The sequence below is a fragment of the Alicycliphilus denitrificans K601 genome, assembly GCF_000204645.1.
GTDB lineage: Bacteria > Pseudomonadota > Gammaproteobacteria > Burkholderiales > Burkholderiaceae_C > Alicycliphilus > Alicycliphilus denitrificans.
In genome coordinates this window covers 2,424,614-2,446,225 of sequence record NC_015422.1, presented here as the reverse complement: position 1 = coordinate 2,446,225, position 21,612 = coordinate 2,424,614, and the positions used below count along the sequence as shown (strand labels likewise).

23 protein-coding genes are annotated in these 21,612 nt (G+C 67.1%); 9 read left to right on the top strand and 14 right to left on the bottom strand.

Annotated elements, in window-relative coordinates:
- The first annotated feature begins 199 nt into the window (after positions 1-199).
- The gene (locus ALIDE2_RS11680) at positions 200-919 is read left to right on the top strand and encodes a Crp/Fnr family transcriptional regulator (RefSeq protein ID WP_013518987.1); all 720 of its coding nucleotides are present in this window, start codon (positions 200-202) and stop codon (positions 917-919) included.
- 5 nt (positions 920-924) lie between these two features.
- On the opposite strand, the gene ALIDE2_RS11675 is transcribed toward ALIDE2_RS11680, so the two are convergent.
- The 6 genes from ALIDE2_RS11675 to ALIDE2_RS11650 form a co-directional block, all read right to left on the bottom strand.
- Entirely contained in the window at positions 925-1,530 is a 606-nt protein-coding gene (locus ALIDE2_RS11675) for a Maf family protein (RefSeq protein ID WP_013518986.1), read from the bottom strand.
- Positions 1,531-1,597: 67 nt separating this feature from the next.
- Positions 1,598-2,065 (bottom strand): 23S rRNA (pseudouridine(1915)-N(3))-methyltransferase RlmH, encoded by a 468-nt coding sequence (gene rlmH / locus ALIDE2_RS11670; protein ID WP_013722150.1) that lies wholly within the window; start codon positions 2,063-2,065, stop codon positions 1,598-1,600.
- Complete coding sequence (gene rsfS, locus ALIDE2_RS11665) at positions 2,065-2,745, bottom strand: ribosome silencing factor (protein WP_013722149.1); 681 nt, start codon at positions 2,743-2,745, stop codon at positions 2,065-2,067. Before rsfS ends, rlmH begins: the two co-directional genes overlap by 1 nt.
- A gap of 83 nt (positions 2,746-2,828) precedes the next feature.
- Positions 2,829-3,755, bottom strand: coding sequence for an oxygen-dependent coproporphyrinogen oxidase (gene hemF / locus ALIDE2_RS11660; protein ID WP_013722148.1), 927 nt, complete (start codon positions 3,753-3,755; stop codon positions 2,829-2,831).
- A complete protein-coding gene (gene purD, locus ALIDE2_RS11655) occupies positions 3,755-5,041 on the bottom strand; it encodes a phosphoribosylamine--glycine ligase (protein ID WP_013518982.1) in 1,287 nt (428 codons plus the stop codon). Before purD ends, hemF begins: the two co-directional genes overlap by 1 nt.
- Positions 5,038-5,757, bottom strand: a complete 720-nt coding sequence (locus ALIDE2_RS11650; protein ID WP_013518981.1) for a YebC/PmpR family DNA-binding transcriptional regulator — start codon at positions 5,755-5,757, stop codon at positions 5,038-5,040. Before ALIDE2_RS11650 ends, purD begins: the two co-directional genes overlap by 4 nt.
- A 72-nt stretch (positions 5,758-5,829) precedes the next feature.
- Between ALIDE2_RS11650 and ALIDE2_RS11645 the strand changes: the two genes are divergently transcribed.
- Both ALIDE2_RS11645 and ALIDE2_RS11640 read left to right on the top strand, forming a co-directional pair.
- Positions 5,830-7,335, top strand: a complete 1,506-nt coding sequence (locus tag ALIDE2_RS11645; RefSeq protein ID WP_013518980.1) for a helicase HerA-like domain-containing protein — start codon at positions 5,830-5,832, stop codon at positions 7,333-7,335.
- A 70-nt stretch (positions 7,336-7,405) separates the two neighbouring features.
- On the top strand, positions 7,406-8,107 hold the full coding sequence (locus ALIDE2_RS11640; RefSeq protein ID WP_013518979.1) for a glutathione binding-like protein: 702 nt from the start codon (positions 7,406-7,408) through the stop codon (positions 8,105-8,107).
- Between the two features lie 88 nt (positions 8,108-8,195).
- Here ALIDE2_RS11640 and ALIDE2_RS11635 read toward each other — a convergent pair whose 3' ends face one another.
- Entirely contained in the window at positions 8,196-9,623 is a 1,428-nt protein-coding gene (locus ALIDE2_RS11635) for an aminotransferase-like domain-containing protein (RefSeq protein WP_013518978.1), read from the bottom strand.
- A gap of 208 nt (positions 9,624-9,831) precedes the next feature.
- On the opposite strand from ALIDE2_RS11635, the gene ALIDE2_RS11630 reads away from it, so the two are divergent.
- Genes ALIDE2_RS11630 through ALIDE2_RS11620 form a run of 3 tightly spaced genes read left to right on the top strand, consistent with a single transcriptional unit; the run spans position 9,832 to position 11,281 of the window.
- Positions 9,832-10,233 (top strand): CidA/LrgA family protein, encoded by a 402-nt coding sequence (locus ALIDE2_RS11630; protein ID WP_013722147.1) that lies wholly within the window; start codon positions 9,832-9,834, stop codon positions 10,231-10,233.
- Positions 10,230-10,925, top strand: a complete 696-nt coding sequence (locus ALIDE2_RS11625) for an LrgB family protein (RefSeq protein ID WP_013722146.1) — start codon at positions 10,230-10,232, stop codon at positions 10,923-10,925. The genes ALIDE2_RS11630 and ALIDE2_RS11625 overlap by 4 nt, the downstream gene beginning before the upstream one ends.
- Positions 10,926-10,933: 8 nt before the next feature.
- Positions 10,934-11,281 (top strand): hypothetical protein, encoded by a 348-nt coding sequence (locus tag ALIDE2_RS11620; RefSeq protein WP_041700849.1) that lies wholly within the window; start codon positions 10,934-10,936, stop codon positions 11,279-11,281.
- A gap of 58 nt (positions 11,282-11,339) precedes the next feature.
- Here the strand turns inward: ALIDE2_RS11620 and ALIDE2_RS24420 are convergent, their stop codons facing one another.
- The 6 genes from ALIDE2_RS24420 to ALIDE2_RS11595 form a co-directional block, all read right to left on the bottom strand.
- Positions 11,340-11,486, bottom strand: a complete 147-nt coding sequence (locus ALIDE2_RS24420; RefSeq protein WP_013518975.1) for a DUF2474 domain-containing protein — start codon at positions 11,484-11,486, stop codon at positions 11,340-11,342.
- Positions 11,486-12,496 carry a cytochrome d ubiquinol oxidase subunit II gene (cydB, locus tag ALIDE2_RS11615; protein ID WP_013518974.1) on the bottom strand — a complete coding sequence of 337 codons (1,011 nt, stop codon included), beginning with the start codon at positions 12,494-12,496 and terminating at the stop codon, positions 11,486-11,488. Before cydB ends, ALIDE2_RS24420 begins: the two co-directional genes overlap by 1 nt.
- A gap of 3 nt (positions 12,497-12,499) precedes the next feature.
- Positions 12,500-13,918 (bottom strand): cytochrome ubiquinol oxidase subunit I, encoded by a 1,419-nt coding sequence (locus ALIDE2_RS11610; protein ID WP_013722145.1) that lies wholly within the window; start codon positions 13,916-13,918, stop codon positions 12,500-12,502.
- A 26-nt stretch (positions 13,919-13,944) separates the two neighbouring features.
- A complete protein-coding gene (gene ccoG, locus ALIDE2_RS11605) occupies positions 13,945-15,357 on the bottom strand; it encodes a cytochrome c oxidase accessory protein CcoG (protein WP_041700848.1) in 1,413 nt (470 codons plus the stop codon).
- 326 nt (positions 15,358-15,683) lie between these two features.
- Positions 15,684-15,890, bottom strand: coding sequence for a hypothetical protein (locus ALIDE2_RS25280; RefSeq protein ID WP_041700847.1), 207 nt, complete (start codon positions 15,888-15,890; stop codon positions 15,684-15,686).
- A gap of 142 nt (positions 15,891-16,032) precedes the next feature.
- Positions 16,033-16,737 (bottom strand): YebC/PmpR family DNA-binding transcriptional regulator, encoded by a 705-nt coding sequence (locus tag ALIDE2_RS11595; RefSeq protein WP_013518971.1) that lies wholly within the window; start codon positions 16,735-16,737, stop codon positions 16,033-16,035.
- 250 nt (positions 16,738-16,987) lie between these two features.
- Here ALIDE2_RS11595 and ALIDE2_RS11590 point away from each other — a divergent pair, with 250 nt between their 5' ends.
- The 3 genes from ALIDE2_RS11590 to ALIDE2_RS11580 all read left to right on the top strand — a co-directional run bounded on the left by ALIDE2_RS11590 (position 16,988) and on the right by ALIDE2_RS11580 (position 19,258).
- Complete coding sequence (locus tag ALIDE2_RS11590) at positions 16,988-17,974, top strand: threo-3-hydroxy-L-aspartate ammonia-lyase (RefSeq protein WP_013518970.1); 987 nt, start codon at positions 16,988-16,990, stop codon at positions 17,972-17,974.
- A gap of 88 nt (positions 17,975-18,062) precedes the next feature.
- On the top strand, positions 18,063-18,692 hold the full coding sequence (gene upp / locus ALIDE2_RS11585; protein WP_013518969.1) for a uracil phosphoribosyltransferase: 630 nt from the start codon (positions 18,063-18,065) through the stop codon (positions 18,690-18,692).
- A complete protein-coding gene (locus tag ALIDE2_RS11580) occupies positions 18,689-19,258 on the top strand; it encodes a GNAT family N-acetyltransferase (RefSeq protein ID WP_013722143.1) in 570 nt (189 codons plus the stop codon). The genes upp and ALIDE2_RS11580 overlap by 4 nt, the downstream gene beginning before the upstream one ends.
- On the opposite strand, the gene ALIDE2_RS11575 is transcribed toward ALIDE2_RS11580, so the two are convergent.
- A complete protein-coding gene (locus tag ALIDE2_RS11575; protein ID WP_013518967.1) occupies positions 19,240-21,603 on the bottom strand; it encodes an AI-2E family transporter in 2,364 nt (787 codons plus the stop codon). The two genes, ALIDE2_RS11580 and ALIDE2_RS11575, sit on opposite strands and share 19 nt — an antisense overlap.
- Positions 21,604-21,612: the final 9 nt, after the last annotated feature.

The window sequence follows — 21,612 nt, the reverse complement described above, 5'->3', positions numbered from 1 at the left end:
CCACCGGCTCGCGCCCCGGGGTGGACCGGCATTCAGACACCGCAGTCCGGCGCCCATGCCGGACTGACGCCCTGCCGGCACGCATGCCGGCTCCTGCGGCCATGCCCTGGGTGCAAATCGCCGCCTGATTGACAGGTGTCATGGAAATGCACAAATATTTCCCACCAATACGGGTTATTACCAACAATAATCTCGCGCCATGGACATCCAGCAATTCGACATCCCGCGTTATCTTGCCGCCCTGCCGCTGTTCCAGGAAATGACGCCTGCCGAGCTGCAGCGGCTGGCCACGGGCTGCCGTCTGCGCCGCTATGCGCGCGGGGACACCGTCTTTCGCGTGGGCATGCCCTGTGAGGAATTCCATGTCACCGTGACCGGGCAGATCAAGCTGTTCGCCATCTCGCCCACGGGCCAGGAGAAGGTGATCGAGCTCGCCGGCCCCGGCGTGAGCTTCGCCGAGGCGCTGATGTTCACCGACAAGCCCTACATCATCAACGCCCAGGCGCTGGCCGACGCGCTGGTGCTCAGCGTGGGCAAGGCGGCCGTGGTGCGCGAGATCGAGGACGACCCGCGCTTTGCCATGCACATGCTCGCGGGCATCTCGCGCCGCCTGCACGGCCTGGTGCACGACGTGCAGGCCTACTCGCTGCACAGCGGCATGCAGCGCGTGATCGGCTACCTGCTGCACTCGCTGCCCGAGGACGGGTCCAGCAGCGGCCACGCCGATTGCAGGGAAGCCGTCGCGCTCAACGTGTCCCTGCCCGTGAGCAAGGCCACCATCGCCTCGCGCCTGTCCATCACGCCCGAATATTTCTCGCGCGTGCTGCACGAGCTCGAAGAGGCTGGCCTGATACGCATCGACAAGCGCGACATCCACATCCCCAACGCAGCGCGGCTGGCCAGCCACACGCTGCAATAGGCATATCAGTCGCGCAGCACCCCGGCCTCGCGCAACAGGCCGGCCGTCTCGAACAGGGGCAGCCCCATGATGCCGGTGTAGCTGCCGTCCATGTTCTCCACGTATTGCGCCGCCGGCCCCTGGATGGCATAGGCGCCGGCCTTGCCAATGGGCTCGCCGCTGGCCACGTAGGCGGCGATCTGTGCCGGCGTCATTGCGGCGAAGCGCACGCGCGAGACCGACAGCGCCGCCAGGCGCCGCGCGCCCGCTTGCAGCGCCACGGCGGTGAGCACCTGGTGCTCGCGGCCCGCCAGCTCGGACAGCATGCGCGCGGCGTCCTGCGCGCCCTCGGGCTTGCCGTAGATGCGGCCGTCCAGCGCCACCGTGGTGTCCGAGCACAGGATGGGCGCTGGCGCCAGGCCGCGGCGCGCATGGCGCAGGACGGCGGCGTCGAGCTTGAGCGCGGTCACGCGCTGCACGTAGACGGCCGGGGACTCGCCGGGCTGCACGGCCTCCAGGCCTTCCGCATCCTCGTCGGGGCCGGGCAACAGCAGTTCGTGGCGTACGCCCAACTGCTCCAGCAGCTGGCGCCGGCGCGGGCTTTGCGAGGCGAGGTAGATGAAATCGGCCATTGCAGCTATTTTGGGAAAATCGGGCCTTGATGCCCGTCCGGCAAGCGTCGGCAGCTATCAAAAAATATCATTCCCGGTGATAGGGATGGCCCGCGTTCACCGACCAGGCGCGGTACAGCTGCTCTATGAGCAGCACGCGCACCATGGCGTGCGGCAGCGTCAGGTCCGACAGGCGTATGCGCTCGTGCGCGGCCTGGCGGAACGCGGGGTCGAGCCCGTCGGGCCCGCCGATGACCAGGGCCACGTCGTCGCCGGCCAGCTGCCAGCCCTTGAGGCGCTCGGCCAGTGCCTTGGTGGTCAGGCTGGTGCCGCGTTCGTCCAGCGCCACCACGCGCGCGCCGCGCGGGATGGCGGCCTCGATGCGCTCGCGCTCGGCGGCATACAGCGTCTCCAGGGTCTTGGAGCCGCGCGGCTCGGTCTTGACCGCCTTGAACTCGACCTTGAGCTCGGGCGGAAAGCGCTTGGCATAGTCCTCGTAGGCGCTCGCGGCCCAGTCGGGCACGCGCTGGCCCACGGCGACGATGAGCAGCTTCATCAGCCCTTGCGCGCCGGGGCCTTGCGCGCGGGCGCTTTCGCGGCTGCCTTCTTCGCGGGCGCCTTGGCCGTAGCCTTCTTCGCCACGGGCTTGTTGACAACCACGGTCTTCACGGCTGCCTTCTTGGCGGCCGGCTTCTTCGCAGCCGGCTTCTTTGCGGCGGGTGCGGCCTTCTTGGCTGCAGGGGCCTTGGCCGCCGCCTTGGCAGGCGCCGTCTTTGCGGGCGCCTTTTTCGCGGCGGCCTTCTTTGCCGGGGCGGCGCTCGCGTCCTCCGACGCCGTGATCTTGCGCGGCTTGGCCGCGCCGAGCTTCATGCGCACGGGCTTCTCGCCCCAGATCTCCTCCAGGCGGTAGTACTGGCGGATGGCGGGCTGCATGATGTGGGCCACGGCCTGGCCGCAGTCCACGATGATCCACTCGCCATTGTCCTCGCCCTCGGTGCGCGGCTTGGGGAAGCCCGCCTCGCGCACGGCGTCGCGCACGCTGGAAGCCAGCGCCTTGGTCTGGCGGTTGGAGCCGCCGGTGGCGACGATCACGCGCTCGAACAGCGGCGAGAGGTACTCGGTGTTGAAGACCTGGATGTCTTGCGCCTTGACGTCCTCCAGTCCATCGACGATGGCGCGCTGGAGCTTGGTGACGTCTTTCTTGGCGGCGGATTCCGATTTGCTGGTGGTGGTCATCGGGCGGTCTTCAGTGTGTATGTGAATGAAATTGGGCTCTGGCGCTTACAGGATAAGCGCTGGCAGCTATCGAAACAAGAGTATCAAACCCAGTCGCGGCGCTGCAGGAAGCGCGCGGTGAGCTCGGCCTCGGGCGAGCCGGGCTCGCTCTCGCGCTGGTAGCTCCACGCGGCCAGCGGCGGCATAGACAGCAGGATGGACTCGGTGCGCCCGCCCGACTGCAGGCCGAAGTGCGTGCCCCGGTCCCAGACGAGGTTGAATTCCACGTAGCGCCCGCGGCGGTAGAGCTGGAAGTCGCGCTCGCGCTCGCCCCAGGGCATGTCCATGCGCCGCTGCACGATGGGCAGGTAGGCGCCGAGGAAGGCGTCGCCCACGCTCTGCGTCATGGCCAGGCTCTGCTCGAAGCCGAGCTCGGAGAAGTCGTCGAAGAAGATGCCGCCCACGCCACGCTGCTCGCCCCGGTGCTTGAGGAAGAAGTATTCGTCGCACCAGGTCTTGAAGCGCGGGTACTGGCCTTCGCCGAAGGGTGCCAGGGCGTCGCGGCAGGCGCGGTGGAAGTGCACCGCGTCCTCCTCGAACCCGTAGTACGGCGTCAGGTCCATGCCGCCGCCGAACCAGCAGGCATCCCCCGCGGCGATCATGCGCACGTTCATGTGCACGGTGGGCACGTAGGGGTTGCGCGGGTGGAAGACGAGCGACACGCCCATGGCCTCGAACGGCGCACCGGCCAGTTCGGGCCGGTGCTGCGTGGCCGAGGGCGGCAGCTGCGGGCCGCTCACGTGGCTGAAGCCGCAGCCGGCGCGCTCGAACACGCGCCCGCCCTCCAGGATGCGCGTGATGCCGTCGCCCTGCAGGGGCGAGCCGGCCTCGCGCCGCCAGGCGTCGGATCGAAAACGCGCGCCGCCCTCGCCTTCGACCTCTTCCAGCGCGCCGGTGATGCGCGCCTGCAGGCCTTCGAGATAGCCGCGCACCCGGGCCGCGGTGGCGGCGGGGTTGAGTGCCTGCGCCATCAGCCGCCCTTCACGGCGCGGTGGCCGATGTCGCGGCGGTACTGCGCGCCGTCGAAGTAGATGCCGCGCGCCACGTCGTACACGCGCTGTTGCGCCTGTTTCACGTTGTCGGCCAGGGCCGTCACGCACAGCACGCGCCCGCCGCTGGTGCGCACCACGCCGTCATCGCCGAGCTGCGTGCCGGCATGGAACACCATGGCGTCGTCCTCGTCCTGGGGCAGGCCGGTGATCGCATCGCCCTTGCGCGGGCTGTCGGGGTAGCCGTGCGCGGCCATGACCACGCCCAGCGCCGTGCGGCGGTCCCATTGCAGCTCGACCTGGTCGAGCCTGCCGTCCACGGCCGCGCCCAGCACCTCGACGAGGTCGCTTTTCAGGCGCATCAGGATGGGCTGGGTCTCGGGGTCGCCCATGCGGCAGTTGAACTCCAGCGTCTTGGGGTGGCCCGTGGCGTCGATCATCAGGCCGGCGTACAGGAAACCCGTGTAGGGGATGCCGTCCTTCTCCATGCCGCGCACGGTGGGCAGGATGACCTCGCGCATGGCGCGCGCGTGCACGTCGGCCGTGACCACCGGCGCGGGCGAGTAGGCGCCCATGCCACCCGTGTTCGGGCCCTGGTCGCCGTCCTTCAGGCGCTTGTGGTCCTGGCTGGTGGCCAGGGCCAGCACGTTCTTGCCGTCGCACAGCACGATGAAGGAGGCTTCCTCGCCCTCGAGGAACTCCTCGATCACCACGCGCGCGCCGCCTTCGTTGTGCGTCACGCCGTACTTGTTGTCCACCAACATGAAGTCCACGGCATCGTGGGCCTCCTGCAGCGTCATCGCCACCACCACGCCCTTACCGGCGGCCAGGCCGTCGGCCTTGACGACGATGGGCGCGCCCAGGCGGTCCACGAAGGCATGGGCCGCGGCCGGGTCGGTGAAGGTGTCGTAGTCCGCCGTGGGGATGCCATGGCGGCGCATGAAGGCCTTGGAGAAGGCCTTGGAGCTCTCCAGCTGCGCGGCGGCCTTCGTGGGGCCGAAGATGCGCAGGCCGTGCGCGCGGAACTCGTCCACCACGCCCGCGGCCAGCGGTGCCTCGGGGCCGACCACGGTCAAGCCGATCTTGTTGGCCTGCGCCCATTCGCGCAGCGCCACCACGTCGGTGATGGGCAGGTTCTCGTACCTGGGCGACAGGGCCGTGCCGCCGTTGCCCGGCGCCACGTAGACCTTGGTGGTCCGGGGGGACTGGCTGAGCTTCCAGGCCAGTGCGTGTTCCCGGCCGCCGCCGCCAATGACCAGGATCTTCATAGTTCTGCGTTGTGATAGACCTCTTGCACGTCGTCGAGGTCCTCGATCACGTCCAGGAGCTTCTGCATGCGCGCGGCGTCATCGCCTTCGAGGGCGACGGTGTTCTCGGGGCGCATGGTCACCTCGGCCACCTCGGCCTTCAGGCCCCGGGCCTCCAGCGCGTTCTTCACGGCCTCGAAGTCGCCGGGGGCGGTCAGCACCTCGATGGCGCCGTCGTCGTCGGTGACCACGTCCTCGGCGCCGGCTTCCAGCGCCACCTCCATCACCTTGTCCTCGCTGGTGCCGGGGGCGAAGATGAGCTGGCCCGCGTGCTTGAACTGGAAGGCCACCGAGCCCTCGGTGCCCATGTTGCCGCCGTACTTGCTGAAGGCGTGGCGCACCTCGGCCACGGTGCGCACGCGGTTGTCGGTCATGGTGTCCACGATGATCGCGGCGCCGCCGATGCCGTAGCCTTCGTAGCGGATTTCCTCGTAGTTGATGCCTTCGAGGGTGCCCGAGGCCTTGTCGATGTTGTACTTGATCCGGTCAGCCGGCATGTTGGCGGCCTTGGCCTTGTCGATGGCCAGGCGCAGGCGCGGGTTGGCCGCCGGGTCGCCCCCGCCCTGGCGGGCGGCAACCGTGATTTCACGAATGATGCGGGTCCAGATTTTTCCGCGCTTTTCATCCTGGCGCCCCTTGCGGTGCTGGATGTTGGCCCATTTGCTGTGTCCTGCCACTGCAGAGTCCTTTGATTGATTTAATCTTGCGGCCGGGATTTTACTTTTGACTCACCCATCCACAGGATTGCCATGGCCGAACCACTCCTGATCGCACAGCGCGACTCCACCCAATGCCACCTGCTGCCGGGCCTGGCCAACCGCCATGGCCTGATCACCGGCGCCACCGGCACGGGCAAGACGGTGACGCTGCAGACCCTGGCCGAGCAGTTCTCTCGCATCGGCGTGCCCGTGTTCATGGCCGACGTGAAGGGCGACCTCACCGGCATCAGCCAGAAGGGCAGCATAGGCGACAAGCTCGCCAAGACGCTGGCCGACCGCGGCTTGGCGACGCCCGAGCCCGTGGCCTGCCCCACCACGCTATGGGACGTGTTCGGCGAGCAGGGCCACCCCGTGCGCGCCACCGTCTCCGACATGGGGCCGCTGCTGCTCGGGCGCATGCTGAACCTGAACGAGACGCAGCTGGGCGTGCTCAACCTGGTGTTCAAGATCGCCGACGACAATGGCCTGCTGCTGCTGGACCTGAAGGACCTGCGCGCCATGCTCCAGCACGTGGGCGACAACGCCAAGGACTTCACCACCGAGTACGGCAACATCAGCAGCGCCAGCGTGGGCGCCATACAGCGCGGCCTGCTGCAGATCGAGACGCAGGGCGGCGACAGGTTCTTCGGCGAGCCCATGCTCAACATCCAGGACTTCATGCAGACCGTGGACGGCAAGGGCGTGGTCAACATCTTGGCGGCCGACAAGCTCATGAACTCGCCCCGCCTATACGCCACCTTCCTGCTGTGGATGCTGTCGGACCTGTTCGAGCAGCTGCCCGAGATCGGCGACCCCGAGCAGCCGAAGCTGGTGTTCTTCTTCGACGAGGCCCACCTGCTGTTCAACGAGGCGCCCAAGGTGCTCGTCGAGCGCATCGAGCTCGTGGTGCGCCTGGTGCGCTCCAAGGGCGTGGGCGTGTACTTCGTGACGCAGAACCCGCTGGACATTCCCGACAGCGTTCTGGGCCAGTTGGGCAACCGCGTGCAGCACGCGCTGCGCGCCTTCACCCCGCGCGACCAGAAGGCCGTGAAGGCCACGGCCACCACCATGCGCCCCAAGGCGGGCCTGGACATCGAGGCCGCCATCACCGAGCTGGCCGTGGGCGAGGCGCTCGTGAGCTTCCTGGACCCCAAGGGCCGCCCCAGCGAGACCGAGCGCGTCTACGTGCTGCCGCCGGGCAGCCAGATCGGCCCCATCACCGACGGCCAGCGGCGCGCGCTGATCGCGGGCTCGCTCGTCGCTGGCGCCTACGACCAGGCCGTGGACCGCGAATCGGCCTACGAGAAGCTGCGCGGCCGCGCCGATGCCGCGGCCACCAACGCGGCCGCTGCCCAGGGCAATGCCGGCGCACAGAACGGTGGGCTGATGGACGGCCTCAATGACGTACTGTTCGGCAGCACCGGCCCGCGCGGCGGCAAGAAGGACGGCCTGGTGCAGACCATGGCCAAGTCCGCCGTGCGCACCATGGGCACCAGCCTGGGCAGGGAGATCCTGCGCGGCGTGCTGGGCGGCATCCTGGGCGGCAGGAAGCGGTAGATTTTCAAGCCAAATCGGCATTCAGTGCCTGTCAGACAAGCGCTGGCAGCTATTTTTTCGTGAGCACCCCATGATCGACCTGTACTACTGGACCACGCCCAACGGCCACAAGATCACGCTGTTCCTGGAGGAAGCGGGCCTGCCCTACCGCATCCACCCGGTGAACATCGGCCGCGGCGAGCAGTTCGCGCCCGAGTTCCTGCGCATCGCGCCCAACAACCGCATCCCCGCCATAGTGGATCAGGCGCCGGCCGACGGCGGCGCGCCGCTGTCAATCTTCGAATCGGGCGCCATCCTGCTGTACCTGGCCGACAAGACCGGCCGCTTCATCCCGCAGGACCTGCGCGGGCGCAACGAGGCGCTGCAGTGGCTGTTCTGGCAGATGGGGGGCCTGGGCCCCATGGCCGGGCAGAACCACCACTTTGGCCAGTACGCGCCCGAGCAGATCCCCTACGCCATCGACCGCTACGTGAAGGAAACCGCGCGCCTGTACGGCGTGCTCGACAAACACCTGGCGGGCGGCCGCGACTACATCGCGGGCGAATACTCCATCGCCGACATGGCCTGCTACCCCTGGATCGTGCCGCACGAGCGCCAGCGCCAGGACCTGACGGACTTCCCCCACCTCCAGGCCTGGTTCGAGCGCATCCGCGCGCGCCCCGCCACCGAACGCGCCTACGCGCTCGCGCAGACCATCAACACCGCGCCCACGGTGGACGAGGCGGCGAAGAAGGTGCTGTTCGGACAGGACGCCGGTACCATGCGCCGGTAGCAGCGCGCCACCGTCACAAAAATACCTTCTGCGCCAGGCGCGTAACTTTGCCAAATCCGATCGAACACTCGAATCGCCAGGGCCAGACTCAGGAGCGCGGTGTGCGCTGCACCAGCGATCCTGCGAGCTTCCCCAGGAGTTTGAGGGCCATCTCGAGTTCCGAAGAGTCGGCCTGTCCGAAGTTGATGCGCAGATGGCGGCGGAACCGATGATCCGCAGAAAAAAGATGGCCCGGCGCACTGCTGACGTGGTTCGCTAGGGCCAGCCAGTGCAACGCCAGAGCATCGACGCCCAACGGCAGCTCGATCCACAGAAAGTACCCTCCTTCAGGTGGCGAGGCCCGCGTTCCTGCGGGAAAGTGCTTGGCGATGGATCGCAGCGCGGCGGCCCGATTGCCCAGCAAGGTGAGCCGCAGTCGCCGCAGATGCCGGTCGTAGCCGCCTTGCTGAAGATAGCGCGACAGCGCTTCTTGCGAAGGCACGGCGGCAGCGAGCGAACTCATCAGTTTGCGGCGGGCAATGGCCTCGGCAAAGCGGCCGGCCGCCACCCAGCCAATGCGGTAGCCGGGCGCCAGCGTTTTGGAAAACGAGCTGCAATGCAGCACCAGTCCCTGGGTATCCCACGCCTTGGCGGGCCGGGGTTTGTGCGTCCCGAAATACAGGTCGCCGTATACGTCATCCTCGATCAACGGGATCTGCCGCTCTGCCAGCAACTGCACCAGCGCCTGCTTGGCCTCATCGGGCATCAGGCTGCCCAGCGGGTTCTGGAAATTGGGCATGAACCAGCATGCCTTCACGAGATGCCTCTCCAGTATGGTCGCCAGCACAGGCACGTCCACGCCGGTGCGGGGATGGGTGGGCACTTCGATGGCACGCAAGTTGAGCCGCTCCAGAGCCTGCAAGGCACCGTAGAATGTCGGGGACTCGACCGCCACCAGGTCGCCAGGCCGGGTCGTCACTTCGAGGCTCAGGTTCAGCGCCTCCATGGCCCCATTGGTGACGATCAGTTCGTTCGAGTCGATGGCGAAGGCCGTGGCCAGATAGCGCAGCGTGATCTGGCGGCGCAATTCAGGATTGCCCGGCGACAGATGCTCGACCGTGCGCCACGGATCAAGTCCACGCATGGCCTTGCTTTGCGCCATCGCCAATTTATCGAGCGGAAACAGCGAAGGATCGGGAAAGGCGGATCCCAGCGGAATCAGATCGCGGTCACGCATGTGCTCCAAAACCTGGAAGACCAGTTCGGAAACTTCCACGTCCTGCTGCTCGCCGCTGGGCCGAGAAGGCTCCGGCTCTGACACGCCGGCGGCGCCGGAAGCCACGTAGTAGCCCGAGCGCGGCCTGGCCTGAATCAGGCCGCGAGCTTCAAGCAGGTAGTAGGCCTGGAATACGGTGGAAGGACTGACCCCTCGGTTGGCTGTTGTCTGGCGCACGGATGGCAGCCGGGCCCCCGGCGGCAGTGTGCCGTTGGCAATGGATTCCGCAATGTCGCCCGCCAATTGTTCGTAGCGCTTCACTTCCTGTTGATCCTCCAACGAAACGCCGTGGCAGAACGGGTCTGGTCAAGCGCCACACGATATCCGCAGCAGTATATTGACACCGTCTGATATGGTCTTCTCTGGCGATTCTGGTCATTGATACGCACTGTTTGCGCGGGCACACTGCAAGTTTGGTGTTATGCGGCCAAGGGGGCACCCTCGGCCAGCGCGAGGAGTTGACTGAGATATGAGCAGGACAGAGTTACGCATAGGCGCGATGGCTTCCAGAACATTGCAGTTCTCGCTGGGCTTCGTCGTCCTGGCGGCGCTGCTGTCTGCAGGCGGCAGGCTCGTCCGATGGCTGCACTTGCCGATACCTCCAGCCATTGTGGGCATGGTGCTTCTGCTCGCGGTGCTGGCCTGCTTCGGCCGCTTGGTGGCCGCCGTTGAAGCGGCAAGCACGCCGCTCCTGAAGCACATGATGCTGTTCTTCATTCCTACGGTGGCTGGCGTCATGGAGCAGTTCCAGACGTTGAGAACGGGCTGGCTGCCGTTTGTCGTCGCCTGTGTGGCTGGCGCGGCACTGACCTTGGCGGTCACGGCCCTCACCCTGCAGAAGCTATTGAAGCGCCAGGGAGCTGCAGGATGATCGCTCCGTCGGCCTTCGCGATCGCCCTGGCCGCAACGCTGCTGACGGTGGCGGCATATGCCGTGGCGCTGTGGGCATATCAGCGCAGCGGCTGGGGCCTGCTGCTACCCGTTCTGACGGGTGCCGCTACCGTGGTGGCCCTGCTAGTGGCGATGGACGTCCCGTATGGCGTGTACCGGGAGGGAACCGGACTGCTCTCCTGGCTCGCTGGACCGGCGACCGTCGCGCTGGCTTTTCCGCTCTACCGCCAGTGGGGACGCTTGCGAGGCATCTGGTGGCCGGTCATGGGTGCCCTGCTCGCGGGGTCGGTCACAGCCGTGGTTTCGGCGATCGGGATTGCCTGGCTGCTGGACGCCGACTGGCCCCTGATGATGTCGCTGGCCCCCAAGTCGGCCACTATGCCGGTGGCCATGCCAGTCGCTGAAAGCACGGGGGGCGCCGCGTCGCTCAGTGCCGTGGCCGTTGCATTGACGGGGATCGCGGCGGCAGTGCTTTCAGGCGGACTGTTCGGCCTGCTCGGCGTCCGCAGCGGCATGGTGCGCGGCTTCGCGCTGGGAGCCGCCGCCCACGCGATCGGCACGGCCCGGGCCTTCCAAATCGGCGAGACAGCGATTGGCTTCGCAGCGTTGGCCATGAGCCTCAATGCGATTGCCACCAGCCTTCTGGTTCCGCTGATCGTGGGCCTGCTATGAAACCCTCAGTGATCTGCCTGAACCTGCTTCCTGGAATCATTGCGCATACCCTGAAGGTTCTGGGGTCGGTATTTCCTTCCGGTGAAATTCGGTTCTCCGTACGCGCATTTGATGCACGCTCGGCAGCAGAAGTCACGAAGGTCGCTTTCGATCAGTCGGTGTTCTGCGTGGATGGAAGGCGCCTATGCCTTGAAGGGCTGGCGACGATCCAGGACACCATGCAAGCCGGGACACTGGTCGTACGTAGCAAGTTCACCGTTTTGGATGGCTTGCGGCTTCCCTGTATCCTGCTTCGGCTTCGGCTTAGCTCCGCCATGCAAATGTCCATTTCCTTGAGCATTTCCGACGTAATGTAGAAAGAGTCGATGGCCGCAGGCGGTTCAGTGAGTCTCTGCAAGGGATGCTGTTCGCCGTTCAGCTGCTCATTCCCGCAAGGCGCATGAGTACACGAAAAAACAGGGCCATGACGGCGAGTGCCGCCACGCTGGCCGCCCAGATCAACACAAGCCAGCCCACGCGCCGCCACCAGGACACAGTGCGGCGGGAGGTGGAGGACGCCATCAGTGGTAGCCCTCCCCTTGCCTCACCTTGCCCCGAAACACATAGTAGGACCAGGCCGTGTAGGTCAGGATGACCGGGATGATCAGCAAGGCACCGACGAGCGCGAATCCCATGCTCTGTGGCGGTGCCGCAGCCTCATGGATGGTGATATCTGGCGGAATGATGTGGGGCCACACGCTGATGCCCAGCCCGGTGTACCCCAGGAACAGCAGGCACAGCGTGAGCATGAAGGGTGTAACACTGGGATCGCCTCCACGCAGGCTGCGCAGAAGGCCATAGCCCGTGAGCAAGACAAGCACCGGCACCGGCGCAAAGAGCGCGATGTTGGGCCAATCGAACCAGCGCTGTGCAATGCCCGGATGGGTCAGTGGTGTCCACAGGCTCACGATGCCAATGGCCACCAGCAGCGCCAACGTGACGGGACGCGCCAGGGACACCATGCGGTCGTGGAGGCTGCCCTCGGTCTTGATGATGAGCCAGGTGGCGCCGAGCAGCGCATAGGCCACGACCAGCCCCAGCCCCGCGAACAGGCTGAACGGGCTGAGCCAGTCGAAGGCGCCGCCGATGTAGTTGCCGTTGTGTACCTCGAAGCCATTGAGAAATGCGCCCAGGGCCACGCCCTGGAAAAAGGTGGCCATGTAGGAGCCGGCCGTAAAGGCCACGTCCCAGAAGTGCCGGTGGCTCTCGTCCGCCTTGAAGCGGAACTCGAATGCCACGCCACGCCAGATCAGCCCCAGCAGCATGAGCAGCAGCGGGAGATAGAGCGCACTGAGCACCACTGCATAGGCCAGCGGAAACGCGGCCATGAGGCTCGCGCCGCCGAGCACGAGCCAGGTCTCGTTGCCGTCCCACACGGGGGCCACGGTATTGACCATGACATCCCGGCTCTCGCGGTTGCGCACGAACGGGAACAGGATGCCTATGCCTAGGTCGAACCCGTCCATGATGACGTACATCATCAGGCCGAAAACGATGATGACAAACCAGATGACCGGCAGATCGATACCCATGGATCAGCCCTCCTGATGGTGTGTTCGCGAAGCCGCACCCGGTGCCGCCGACAACGGGCGCGCGGGGCGGTGGCCTGGCGCCTCGGCATCGCTCGCACCTTCGTGGGCCTGCGGCCCCTGGCTCACCAACTTGAGCATGTAGCGCACCCCTATGCCGAATACCGCGAAGTAGGCGACGATGAAAACGATCAGCGTGGCGCCCATAACCTGGGCCGAGTGGTTGGACACGGCATCCTGCGTGCGCAGGACGCCATAGACGATCCAGGGCTGGCGGCCGACTTCGGTGGTGAACCAGCCTGCAAGCAGGGCGATCAGCCCCGCTGGCCCCATCCAGGCGGTGAAGCGCAGGAATGCCTGCGAGCCATAGAGCCGGCCGCGCCAGCGCAGCCACGCCCCCCAGAGTGCCAGCAGCAGTATGAGCATGCCCAGCCCCACCATCACGCGAAAGCTCCAGAACACGAGGAGAACGTTGGGCCTGTCCTGGGGCGCAAACTCCTTGAGCGCACGGTACTGGCCGTCCCAAGAGCGCGTGAGGATCAGGCTGCCCAACCGAGGCACCTCGACGGCGTAGCGTGTGGCCTCCGCCTGCATGTCCGGCCAGCCGAACAACAAGAGCGGCGCGCCTTCACCAGGCTTGTTCTCCCAGTGCCCCTCCATCGCGGCAAGCTTGGCAGGCTGGTGCTCAAGCGTATTCAGCCCGTGCATGTCGCCAATGGCAATTTGCAACGGGGCCGCGGCGATCAGCATCCATAGCGCCATCGAGAGCATGGTGCGAACGCACGGGTTGTCGTTGCCACGCAGCAGGTGCCAGGCGCCCGACGCGCCGACGAAGAGCGCGGTGGAGATGAACGCCGCCATCGTCATGTGCGCCAGCCGGTAGGAAAACGATGGGTTGAAGATGACCTCGAACCAGTTCACCGGCACGACCACGTTGTCGACGATCTCGAAGCCCTGCGGCGTCTGCATCCAGCTGTTGGAGGCCAGAATCCAGGTAGCCGACACCAGCGTGCCCAGCGCTACCATCACGGTCGAGAAGAAATGCAGGCCAGAGCCGACCTTATTCCAGCCAAAGAGCATCACGCCCAGAAACCCCGCTTCCAGGAAGAACGCGGTCAACACCTCGTAGGCCAGCAGAGGACCCGTGATGCTGCCGGCAAAGGACGAGTAGTGACTCCAGTTCGTGCCGAACTGGTAGGCCATGACGAGCCCCGAAACGACCCCCATCGCGAAATTGACGGCAAAGATGCGCGACCAGAAGTGGTAAAGGTCGCGGTACACCGGGTCCTTGCGCCACAGCCACAGGCCTTCGAGCACGGCAAGGTAGCTTGCCAGACCAATAGTGATCGCTGGAAAGACGATGTGAAACGATATGGTGAAGCCGAACTGAATGCGTGCCAGCTCAAGCGCGGTGAATCCCAACATGGAATGATTCCTTCACAGCATGCCGATCATCGCGGCACCAGGAACGAGGCCTTTTCGGATACGCGAGCCAGTGCAGGACCAAGCGACTCCACCTCGAAGTACACGGGGTGCGCCCCTTCGGGCGCCGCTCCGTAGGGAATGCGCAGCCGCACGGCTACCCACTGCGATTCAGTGGCGCCAACCGCAATCTCAGGCTCGGATGCAACCTCAATGCCGTCGATGCCGCGCGCGCCGATGCGGTAACGCTGCGGCGCCTCGGTCGCGTTCATGACCTGCAGGCGATACACGTTTTCGAGCTTTCCCCCGGGCACGATGCGTGACAGGGCGGCCCGATCGCGCACCACGTTCACCTTGAGCGGGGTGCGAGCAGCCAAGCTGACGATCATTGCAGCGCTCAGTGCCACGAGCACGGCGGTGTACATCACCACACGCGGCCGAACCACACGGCGCAGCATGCGCGCGGAACTCCACCGGCCCGCCATGCCATTGGTCGTCGCCAAGCGGATCAGCCCGAGCGGAAGGCCCACCTTGTCCATCACGCTGTTGCATGCGTCGATGCACAGACCACAGCCGATGCATTCGTATTGCAGGCCATCACGGATATCGATCCCCACCGGGCAAACCTGTACGCACAGCGTGCAGTCGATGCAATCCCCCTGCCCCGCTGGAGCTCCATTCTTGCCTCGGGCACCGCGCGGCTCCCCCCGCTGCGCGTCGTAGGTGACGATCAGCGTGTCCTTGTCGAACATTGCGCTCTGGAAACGCGCATAGGGACACATGTACTTGCATACCTGTTCGCGCAGGAAACCCGCGTTGCCGTAGGTAGCCAAGCCATAGAACAAGGTCCAGAAAATCTGCCAGCCCCGCAACGCCAGCAATTCTCCGCCAAGCTGGCGGATCGGCACGAAGTAGCCCACGAAAGTGAAGCCCGTCCACAGCGAGACAAAGATCCACGCGCCATGCTTGGCAGTTCTCTTCCAGAGTTTCTCGAAGGTCCAGCCACTCGCATCAAGGCGCAGGCGAGCGCTTCGCTCGCCTTCAATCCTGCGCTCAAGCCACAGGAAGATTTCGGTATAGACCGTCTGCGGGCACGCGAAACCGCACCATAGCCGCCCGGCCGTTGCCGTGAAGAGAAACAACGCCAGCGCCGAGATGACCAGCAACCCTGTGAGGTAGATGAAATCCTGCGGATACAGCACCAGACCAAAAAGATAGAAACGCAGGCCCCCCAGGTCGAATAGGACTGTTTGGCGCTGGCCCCACTCCAGCCACGGCAGCCCGTAAAAGACGAGCTGCGTGACCCATACCATGATCCAGCGCCAGGAAGTGAACTTCCCGCTGATGGAGCGCGGCTGGATCTTCTTGCGCGCCTCGTAAAGCGAAACGGATTCCGGGACGATCGGTATGACCTTCTTCGGCTGTCTATCGTTGGAATGCATGGGATCAGGCATAGGAATCTCGTGGTAGCGGTGCTGGTGCTACCCCTGGGTACCGCTCGAATAATGGAACTATGGCCTTGCCCCCCGCAAAAAAACAGCGGCAGAAATAAGCCAATTTTGCATATCAGATACCCCCCAAAAGGCGGGAAGGAGGACTCGAATCCGCCGTACTCAATACCCTCGCCGGGGGGCGTGCAGCCGCAAGCCACGCGGCGGCATGGGCCGCTCCTCAAGCGGCCAGGCCTCCGTATCAAAGGCGCTGAACTGGCTGCCGGAAGGCAGCTTGGCGTTGTCGTAATTGCGGGCGTAGTCCGCATAGACCTTGATTAGCGCCTCGGTGGAGGGCTTCGTTGCGTCAGCAAGTCGCCCAGGGCCTGCGTAGCGGCGCGAGCGCTGGCGCACTTGGGGCTCGTAGATACGAGCTGTCCGATCATCAGCTCGTCGGCGCCGGTCTGGGCCACGAGTTGGCGCAGCCAGGCACCCACTTTGGCCTGGTCGCCGGCCACTGTGCAGGCCATGACCTGGTCGAGCACGGCGCGCTCAGCGCAGCTGCCATGCGCGCCGACTCGCTGGGCGAGTGTCCACACTATTCAGGATGGGGCTGCACAGTAAAACCCGCCAGGCGATAAAAAAGCCGCTGTGACTCAGCGGCTTAGTCGTTAGAAGGCCGGTGCATCAATCCACCAGCCCCACGAACACGTTCTGCACGTCGTCGTTGTTCTCTATGCCGGCCAGAAAGGCCTGCACCTCCTCCTGCGCCTCGGGCGGCAGGCTGGCCATGCTCACCGGGTTCCTGGCCTTGTAGCCCAGCTTGGCCGACAGCACCTTGAAGCCGAACTCGGGCAGCGCCTTGGCGACCGCGTCCAGGTCCGTGGGGTCGGTCAGGAACAGCGTCTGGCCGTCTTCCTCGCCAGGCTCGAAGTCCTGCGCGCCGGCCTCGATGGCGGCCAGTTCCGCGTCGGCGCCGGGCTGCGCGGGTTCGCCCTCGATCATGCCCACGTGGTCGAAGTCCCAGGCCACGGCGCTCATCTGGCCCTTGCGGAAGCACACGCGCATCTCCGGCGCCGTGCGGTTCACGTTGTCGGTCAGGCATTCCACCATCACCGGCACCTGGTGCGGCGCGAAGCCCTCGTAGATCACGCGCTCGTAGTTCACGGCGTCGCCGCCCACGCCCGAGCCTTTCTTGACCGCTCGCTCCAGCGTGTCCTTGGGCATGGACGCCTTGCGCGCCGCCTCGATGGCCAGGCGCAGGCGCGAATTGCCGGCCGGGTCCGCCCCCGCGCGTGCGGCAACGATGATTTCCTTGACCAGCTTGCCAAAAAGCCTGCCCTTGGCATCGGCGACCAGCGCCTTGCCCTTTGCCTTCCATTGCGCACCCATGGCTGCGAATCCTTTGCGTGGAGCCAACAAAAAATGCGGCCCGGAGCCGCGTCGGCGAAGTGTATACCCCGCCACCGGCGCGCACGCGGGGGGCGCCCTGGCGCTGATCCAGCCGGAAACATCAAACTTGATAGCTGCCAGCGCTTGCCACAAGGGCGCTTAGCCGTATTTCCACTGAAAAAACCGGGCAGGCCGGCTATGATGCGCTGGCCTGTCTGCGCATTCCTTCCACGAGCATTCGCCCACCGCCATGGACCTGCCCCGCCCGCCCCTGCCCACCTACGAAGACGTTGCCGAAGCCGCCCACCGCCTCAAGGGCATGGCGCACCACACACCCGTGCTCCGCTCCAGCACCGCCGACGCGCTGCTGGGCGCCGAGCTGTTCTTCAAGTGCGAGAACCTGCAGCGCATGGGCGCGTTCAAGTTCCGCGGCGCCTTCAACGCGCTGGTGCAGTTCAGCGACGCGCAGCGCGCGCGCGGCGTGCTCGCGTTCTCCTCGGGCAACCACGCGCAGGCCATCGCCCTGTCGGCGCGCCTGCTGCAGATGCCGGCCGTTATCGTCATGCCCGAGGATGCGCCCGCCGCAAAAATAGCCGCCACGCGCGGCTACGGCGCCGAGGTGGTGACCTACGACCGTTTCACCGAGGACCGCGAGGCCATCAGCCAGCGCCTGGCCAGCGAGCGCGGCATGACGCTGATCCCGCCCTTCGACCACGCCCACGTGATCGCCGGCCAGGGCACGGTGGCCAAGGAGCTGTTCGAGGAAGTGCCGCACCTGGACTACCTGTTCGTGCCCCTGGGCGGCGGCGGCCTGCTGTCGGGCAGCCTGCTGGCCGCGCAGCGGCTGGCGCCGCAGTGCCGCGTGATCGGCGTGGAGCCCGAGGCCGGCAACGACGCGCAGCAGTCGCTGCGCGCGGGGAAGATCGTGCGCATAGGCACCCCCCGCACCATCGCCGATGGCGCGCAGTCCCAGGCGCTGGGTTCGCTCACCTTCCCCATCATCCACGCGGGCGTGTCCGACATCGTGACCGCCACCGACGCCCAGCTGATCGAGGCCATGCACTTCTTCGCCGAGCGCATGAAGATCGTGGTCGAGCCCACGGGCGCGCTGGGCCTGGCGGGCGCGCGCCATGGCGGCGTGGCGCTGCGCGGCAGGCGCGTGGGTGTCGTCATCAGCGGCGGCAACGTGGACATGGCGCGCTACGCGCAGCTGCTGGGCACGGCGCTGGCAGGCTGAATCCCGCCGCGCGCGGGCGGCCGGCGTGCAAGAATTCCGCCTCTGCCAACCATTTCATTTCCCTCTACACCACGAGAGGCCACCGCCCATGAGCAACGTCCACGTCATCGACCACCCCCTGGTGCAGCACAAGCTGACCCTGATGCGCAAGAAGGACGCCAGCACCAACAGCTTCCGCCGCCTGCTGGGCGAGCTCTCCACGCTGATGGCCTACGAGGTCACGCGCGACATGCCGCTGCAGGACGTGCGGATCGAGACGCCGCTGGAGACCATGACCGCCAGGATGATCGACGGCAAGAAGCTCGTGCTGGTGTCCATACTGCGCGCGGGCAACGGCTTCCTGGACGGCATGCTCAACGTGGTGCCCGGCGCGCGCGTAGGCCACATCGGCCTGTACCGCGACCCGGCCACGCTGCAGCCCGTGGAGTACTACTTCAAGATGCCCTCGGAGATGGCCGAGCGCGACGTGATCGTGGTGGACCCGATGCTGGCCACCGGCAACTCGGCCGCCGCGGCCGTCGATCGGCTCAAGAAGCTCCAGCCCCGCTCGATCAAGTTCGTCTGCCTGCTGGCTGCGCCCGAGGGCGTGGCCACCATGCAGAAGGCCCATCCCGACGTGCCCATCTTCACCGCCGCCATCGACCGCGAGCTCAACGACCACGGCTACATACTGCCGGGCCTGGGCGACGCGGGCGACCGCATCTTCGGTACCAAGTGATCGAGTCCAACCGGCTTTCCACGCCCCGGCTTCGCCTGCGCCAGTGGACCGCGGCCGACCGCGAACCCTTCGCGGCGCTGAACGCAGACCCCGAAGTGATGCGCCATTTCCCTGCCCCGCTCACGCGCACGCAAAGCGACGCGATGGCCGTGCGCATCGAGGCACTAATCGCCGAGCGCGGCTGGGGCTTCTGGGCCGCGGACAGCCTGGAAGACGGGTTGCCGCGCTTCATGGGCTTCGTGGGCCTGCACACGCCCGCGCCCGATCTGCCCTTCTCGCCCTGCGTGGAAATCGGCTGGCGCCTGGCGCGGCCTTTCTGGGGCCGGGGCCTCGCGACCGAAGCCGCCCGGCTCGCGCTGCGCACGGGCTTCGAGGGGCTGGGGCTGGAGGAAATCGTCTCGTTCACCGCCGTGGGCAACCAGCGCTCGCGCGCGGTGATGCGGCGGCTGGGCATGCGCGAATGCCCGCATGAGGCGTTCGACCACCCAGCGCTGCCGGCAGGCCACCCGCTGCGCGCGCATTGCCTCTACCGGCTGGCGCGCGCGGACTACTGGGGCACGGGCTGACCGACGGTGGCCGAGGGCGGCGGCGCATCCGTGCCGCCCTGGCCCGGCGCGCGTTCGCCGCGCCAGCTCGCCATGAGGTCGTCGGCCATGGCCTGCAGCAGCCGGGCCTCGCGCTCGTCGAAGCTGCGCGGCTCGGCATCCATGAGGCACAGCGTGCCGAGCACGTGGCCTTCGCCGTCGCGCAGCGGCACGCCCGCGTAGAAGCGCAGCGCGCGCTCGCGCAGCAGAGGGTTGCCGGCGAAGCGCGCGTCGCGCGCGAGGTCGGGCACCACCAGCGGCCCGCCGCCGGCCACCACATGGCCGCAGAGCGAGAGAGCGCGCGGCATGGCCCCGCCACCGTGCACGCCATGCACGCAGCGCACGTGCTGCGTCCCGGCATCGACCAGCGAGATCATGGCCGTGGGCACGTCGAAGATGTCCGCCGCGCGCTGGGCCGCGCCCTGGCACAGCGCGGCCAGCGCGTCGCTGTGCAGCGCGCCGCTGGCATGCAGCGCGGCCACGCGCGCGGCGTCGCCCTCGGGCACGGGGGCGTTCTCGTAGTGGTTGCTGGCGGATGCACCCTGAATGCGGGTGATGCACAGCAGCGTCTCCTCGAACGAGGTGACGACGGCATCGGCGCCGAATTGCCCGAGCACCCCTTCGTCCGGCAGGCCCTCGGTCCCGTTCAGCAACGCCAGCACCACCTGCACGTGCGGCCAGCGGCGCTTGACGCGCCGGCACAGGTGGCGCGCAGAAGCGGACACAGCGGCCGGGTCGGGCGCGAGCCAGGCAAGGCAGACCACCTGCGCGCCGTCCAGCGCGGGGCCGGCCTCGTGCTGCGCGCCGCGCGAGTGCGCCTGCGCCGGGCAGCCCTGCAGCTGCAGCGCGTGCGCCAGCATGCGCGCGGCGAGCTGGTCCACCTCCCACTTGCCGCCGATACAGGCCACGCCGGGCCGCGCGGCGGCAATGGCGGGCGGCGGCGGGTACTGCTCGGCCAGTTCGTCCAGCAGTTCGTCCATGCCCTCCACCACGCGCAGCCGGTGGTGCGGCGTGGCCGCGCGCGCGTGGTCGCCCACGGCCATGCGCAGCACGGACAGGCCCGTGCCCGCATAGAACTCGCGCACCCCGCCCTGCGCGGCGTCGATCTGCTGCGCGCTCAGCTCGATGGCCTCGTCCGCGTCGCCGGCCAGCAGGCGCTGGTACACGCGCGTGGGCCCGTCGAGCGCAGGCTGGCTGCCCAGCAGCACGTCCAGGAAGGCGAGCTGCGGCAGATAGCGCCCCACGACCAGCAGGCACACGGTGAGCGGCGTGGACATGACCAGCCCCACCGGCCCCCACAGCGCCGTCCAGAACGTGGCGGAGACGATCAGCGACATGACCGACAGCCCCGTGCTCGCGCCGTAGAGCCAGGGCTCGACGACGTTGTTGCTGATGAGCTCCAGCACCGCGATCAGCCCGATGGTCCACAGCACAAGGCTCCAGCCCGGATCGACCGCGAACGCCAGCGCCACGGGGAAGGCGCTGGAGATCAGCGGCCCCACGTAGGGCACGAAGCGCATCACCGCCGCCAGCACGCCCCAGAGCAGCGCGCCCGGCACGCCGATGAACCACAGCCCCGCGGCCAGCGGAATGCCGTAGGTCGCGTTCACCAGCAGCTGCATGGTGAGGTAGCGCGTGATGCGGCCGCCCGCCTCGTCCATCGCGTCGGTGGCGCGGTGCAGGTCGCGCCCCCACAGGCGCAGCAGGCGGTCGCGCAGGTCCACGCGGTCGAGCAGAATGAAGACCACGAACACCAGCACCAGCGCGGCATCGGCCAGCGGCCCGCTCACGGAGCCCAGCGCCGCCATCGCCTGCTGCGCGGGCGAGACGGGCGGGGGCAGCACCTGCACCTTCTGCACGGCGGCGGGCGTGGCGGGGGTGGCCGCGTCCACCTCGCGCTGCACGATGTCCAGCGTGCGCTTGGCGCCGTCGAACATGCCGGGCGCGCGCATCTGCTTGCGCAGGTTGCGCAGCTTGCCGCGGATGGTGCTCTGGTAGGAGGGCAGCTCGGCGCTCAGCGCGCGCGCCTCGTTGGCCACCAGCGTGGCGCCCGCGCCCAGCACCAGCAGCGTGGCCAGCACCACCGCGAGCACGGCGGCCACGTCCGGCACGCGCAGGCGCCTGAGCCGGTCCACGAGCGGCGCGAGCACGAAGCTCAGCAGGAAAGCCAGCACCAGCGGCACGAGGATGGTGCGCCCGAAATACAGCCCCGCGATGATGAGCGCCGCGATGACGAGGCCGACCATCAGCCGCAGGCTGGGCACGAGCGATTCGAGCGCCAAGGCCCTGTGCGGGGGCAAGGAGGGATCCGGTTCGCCACGGTTCATGGTCTGGTC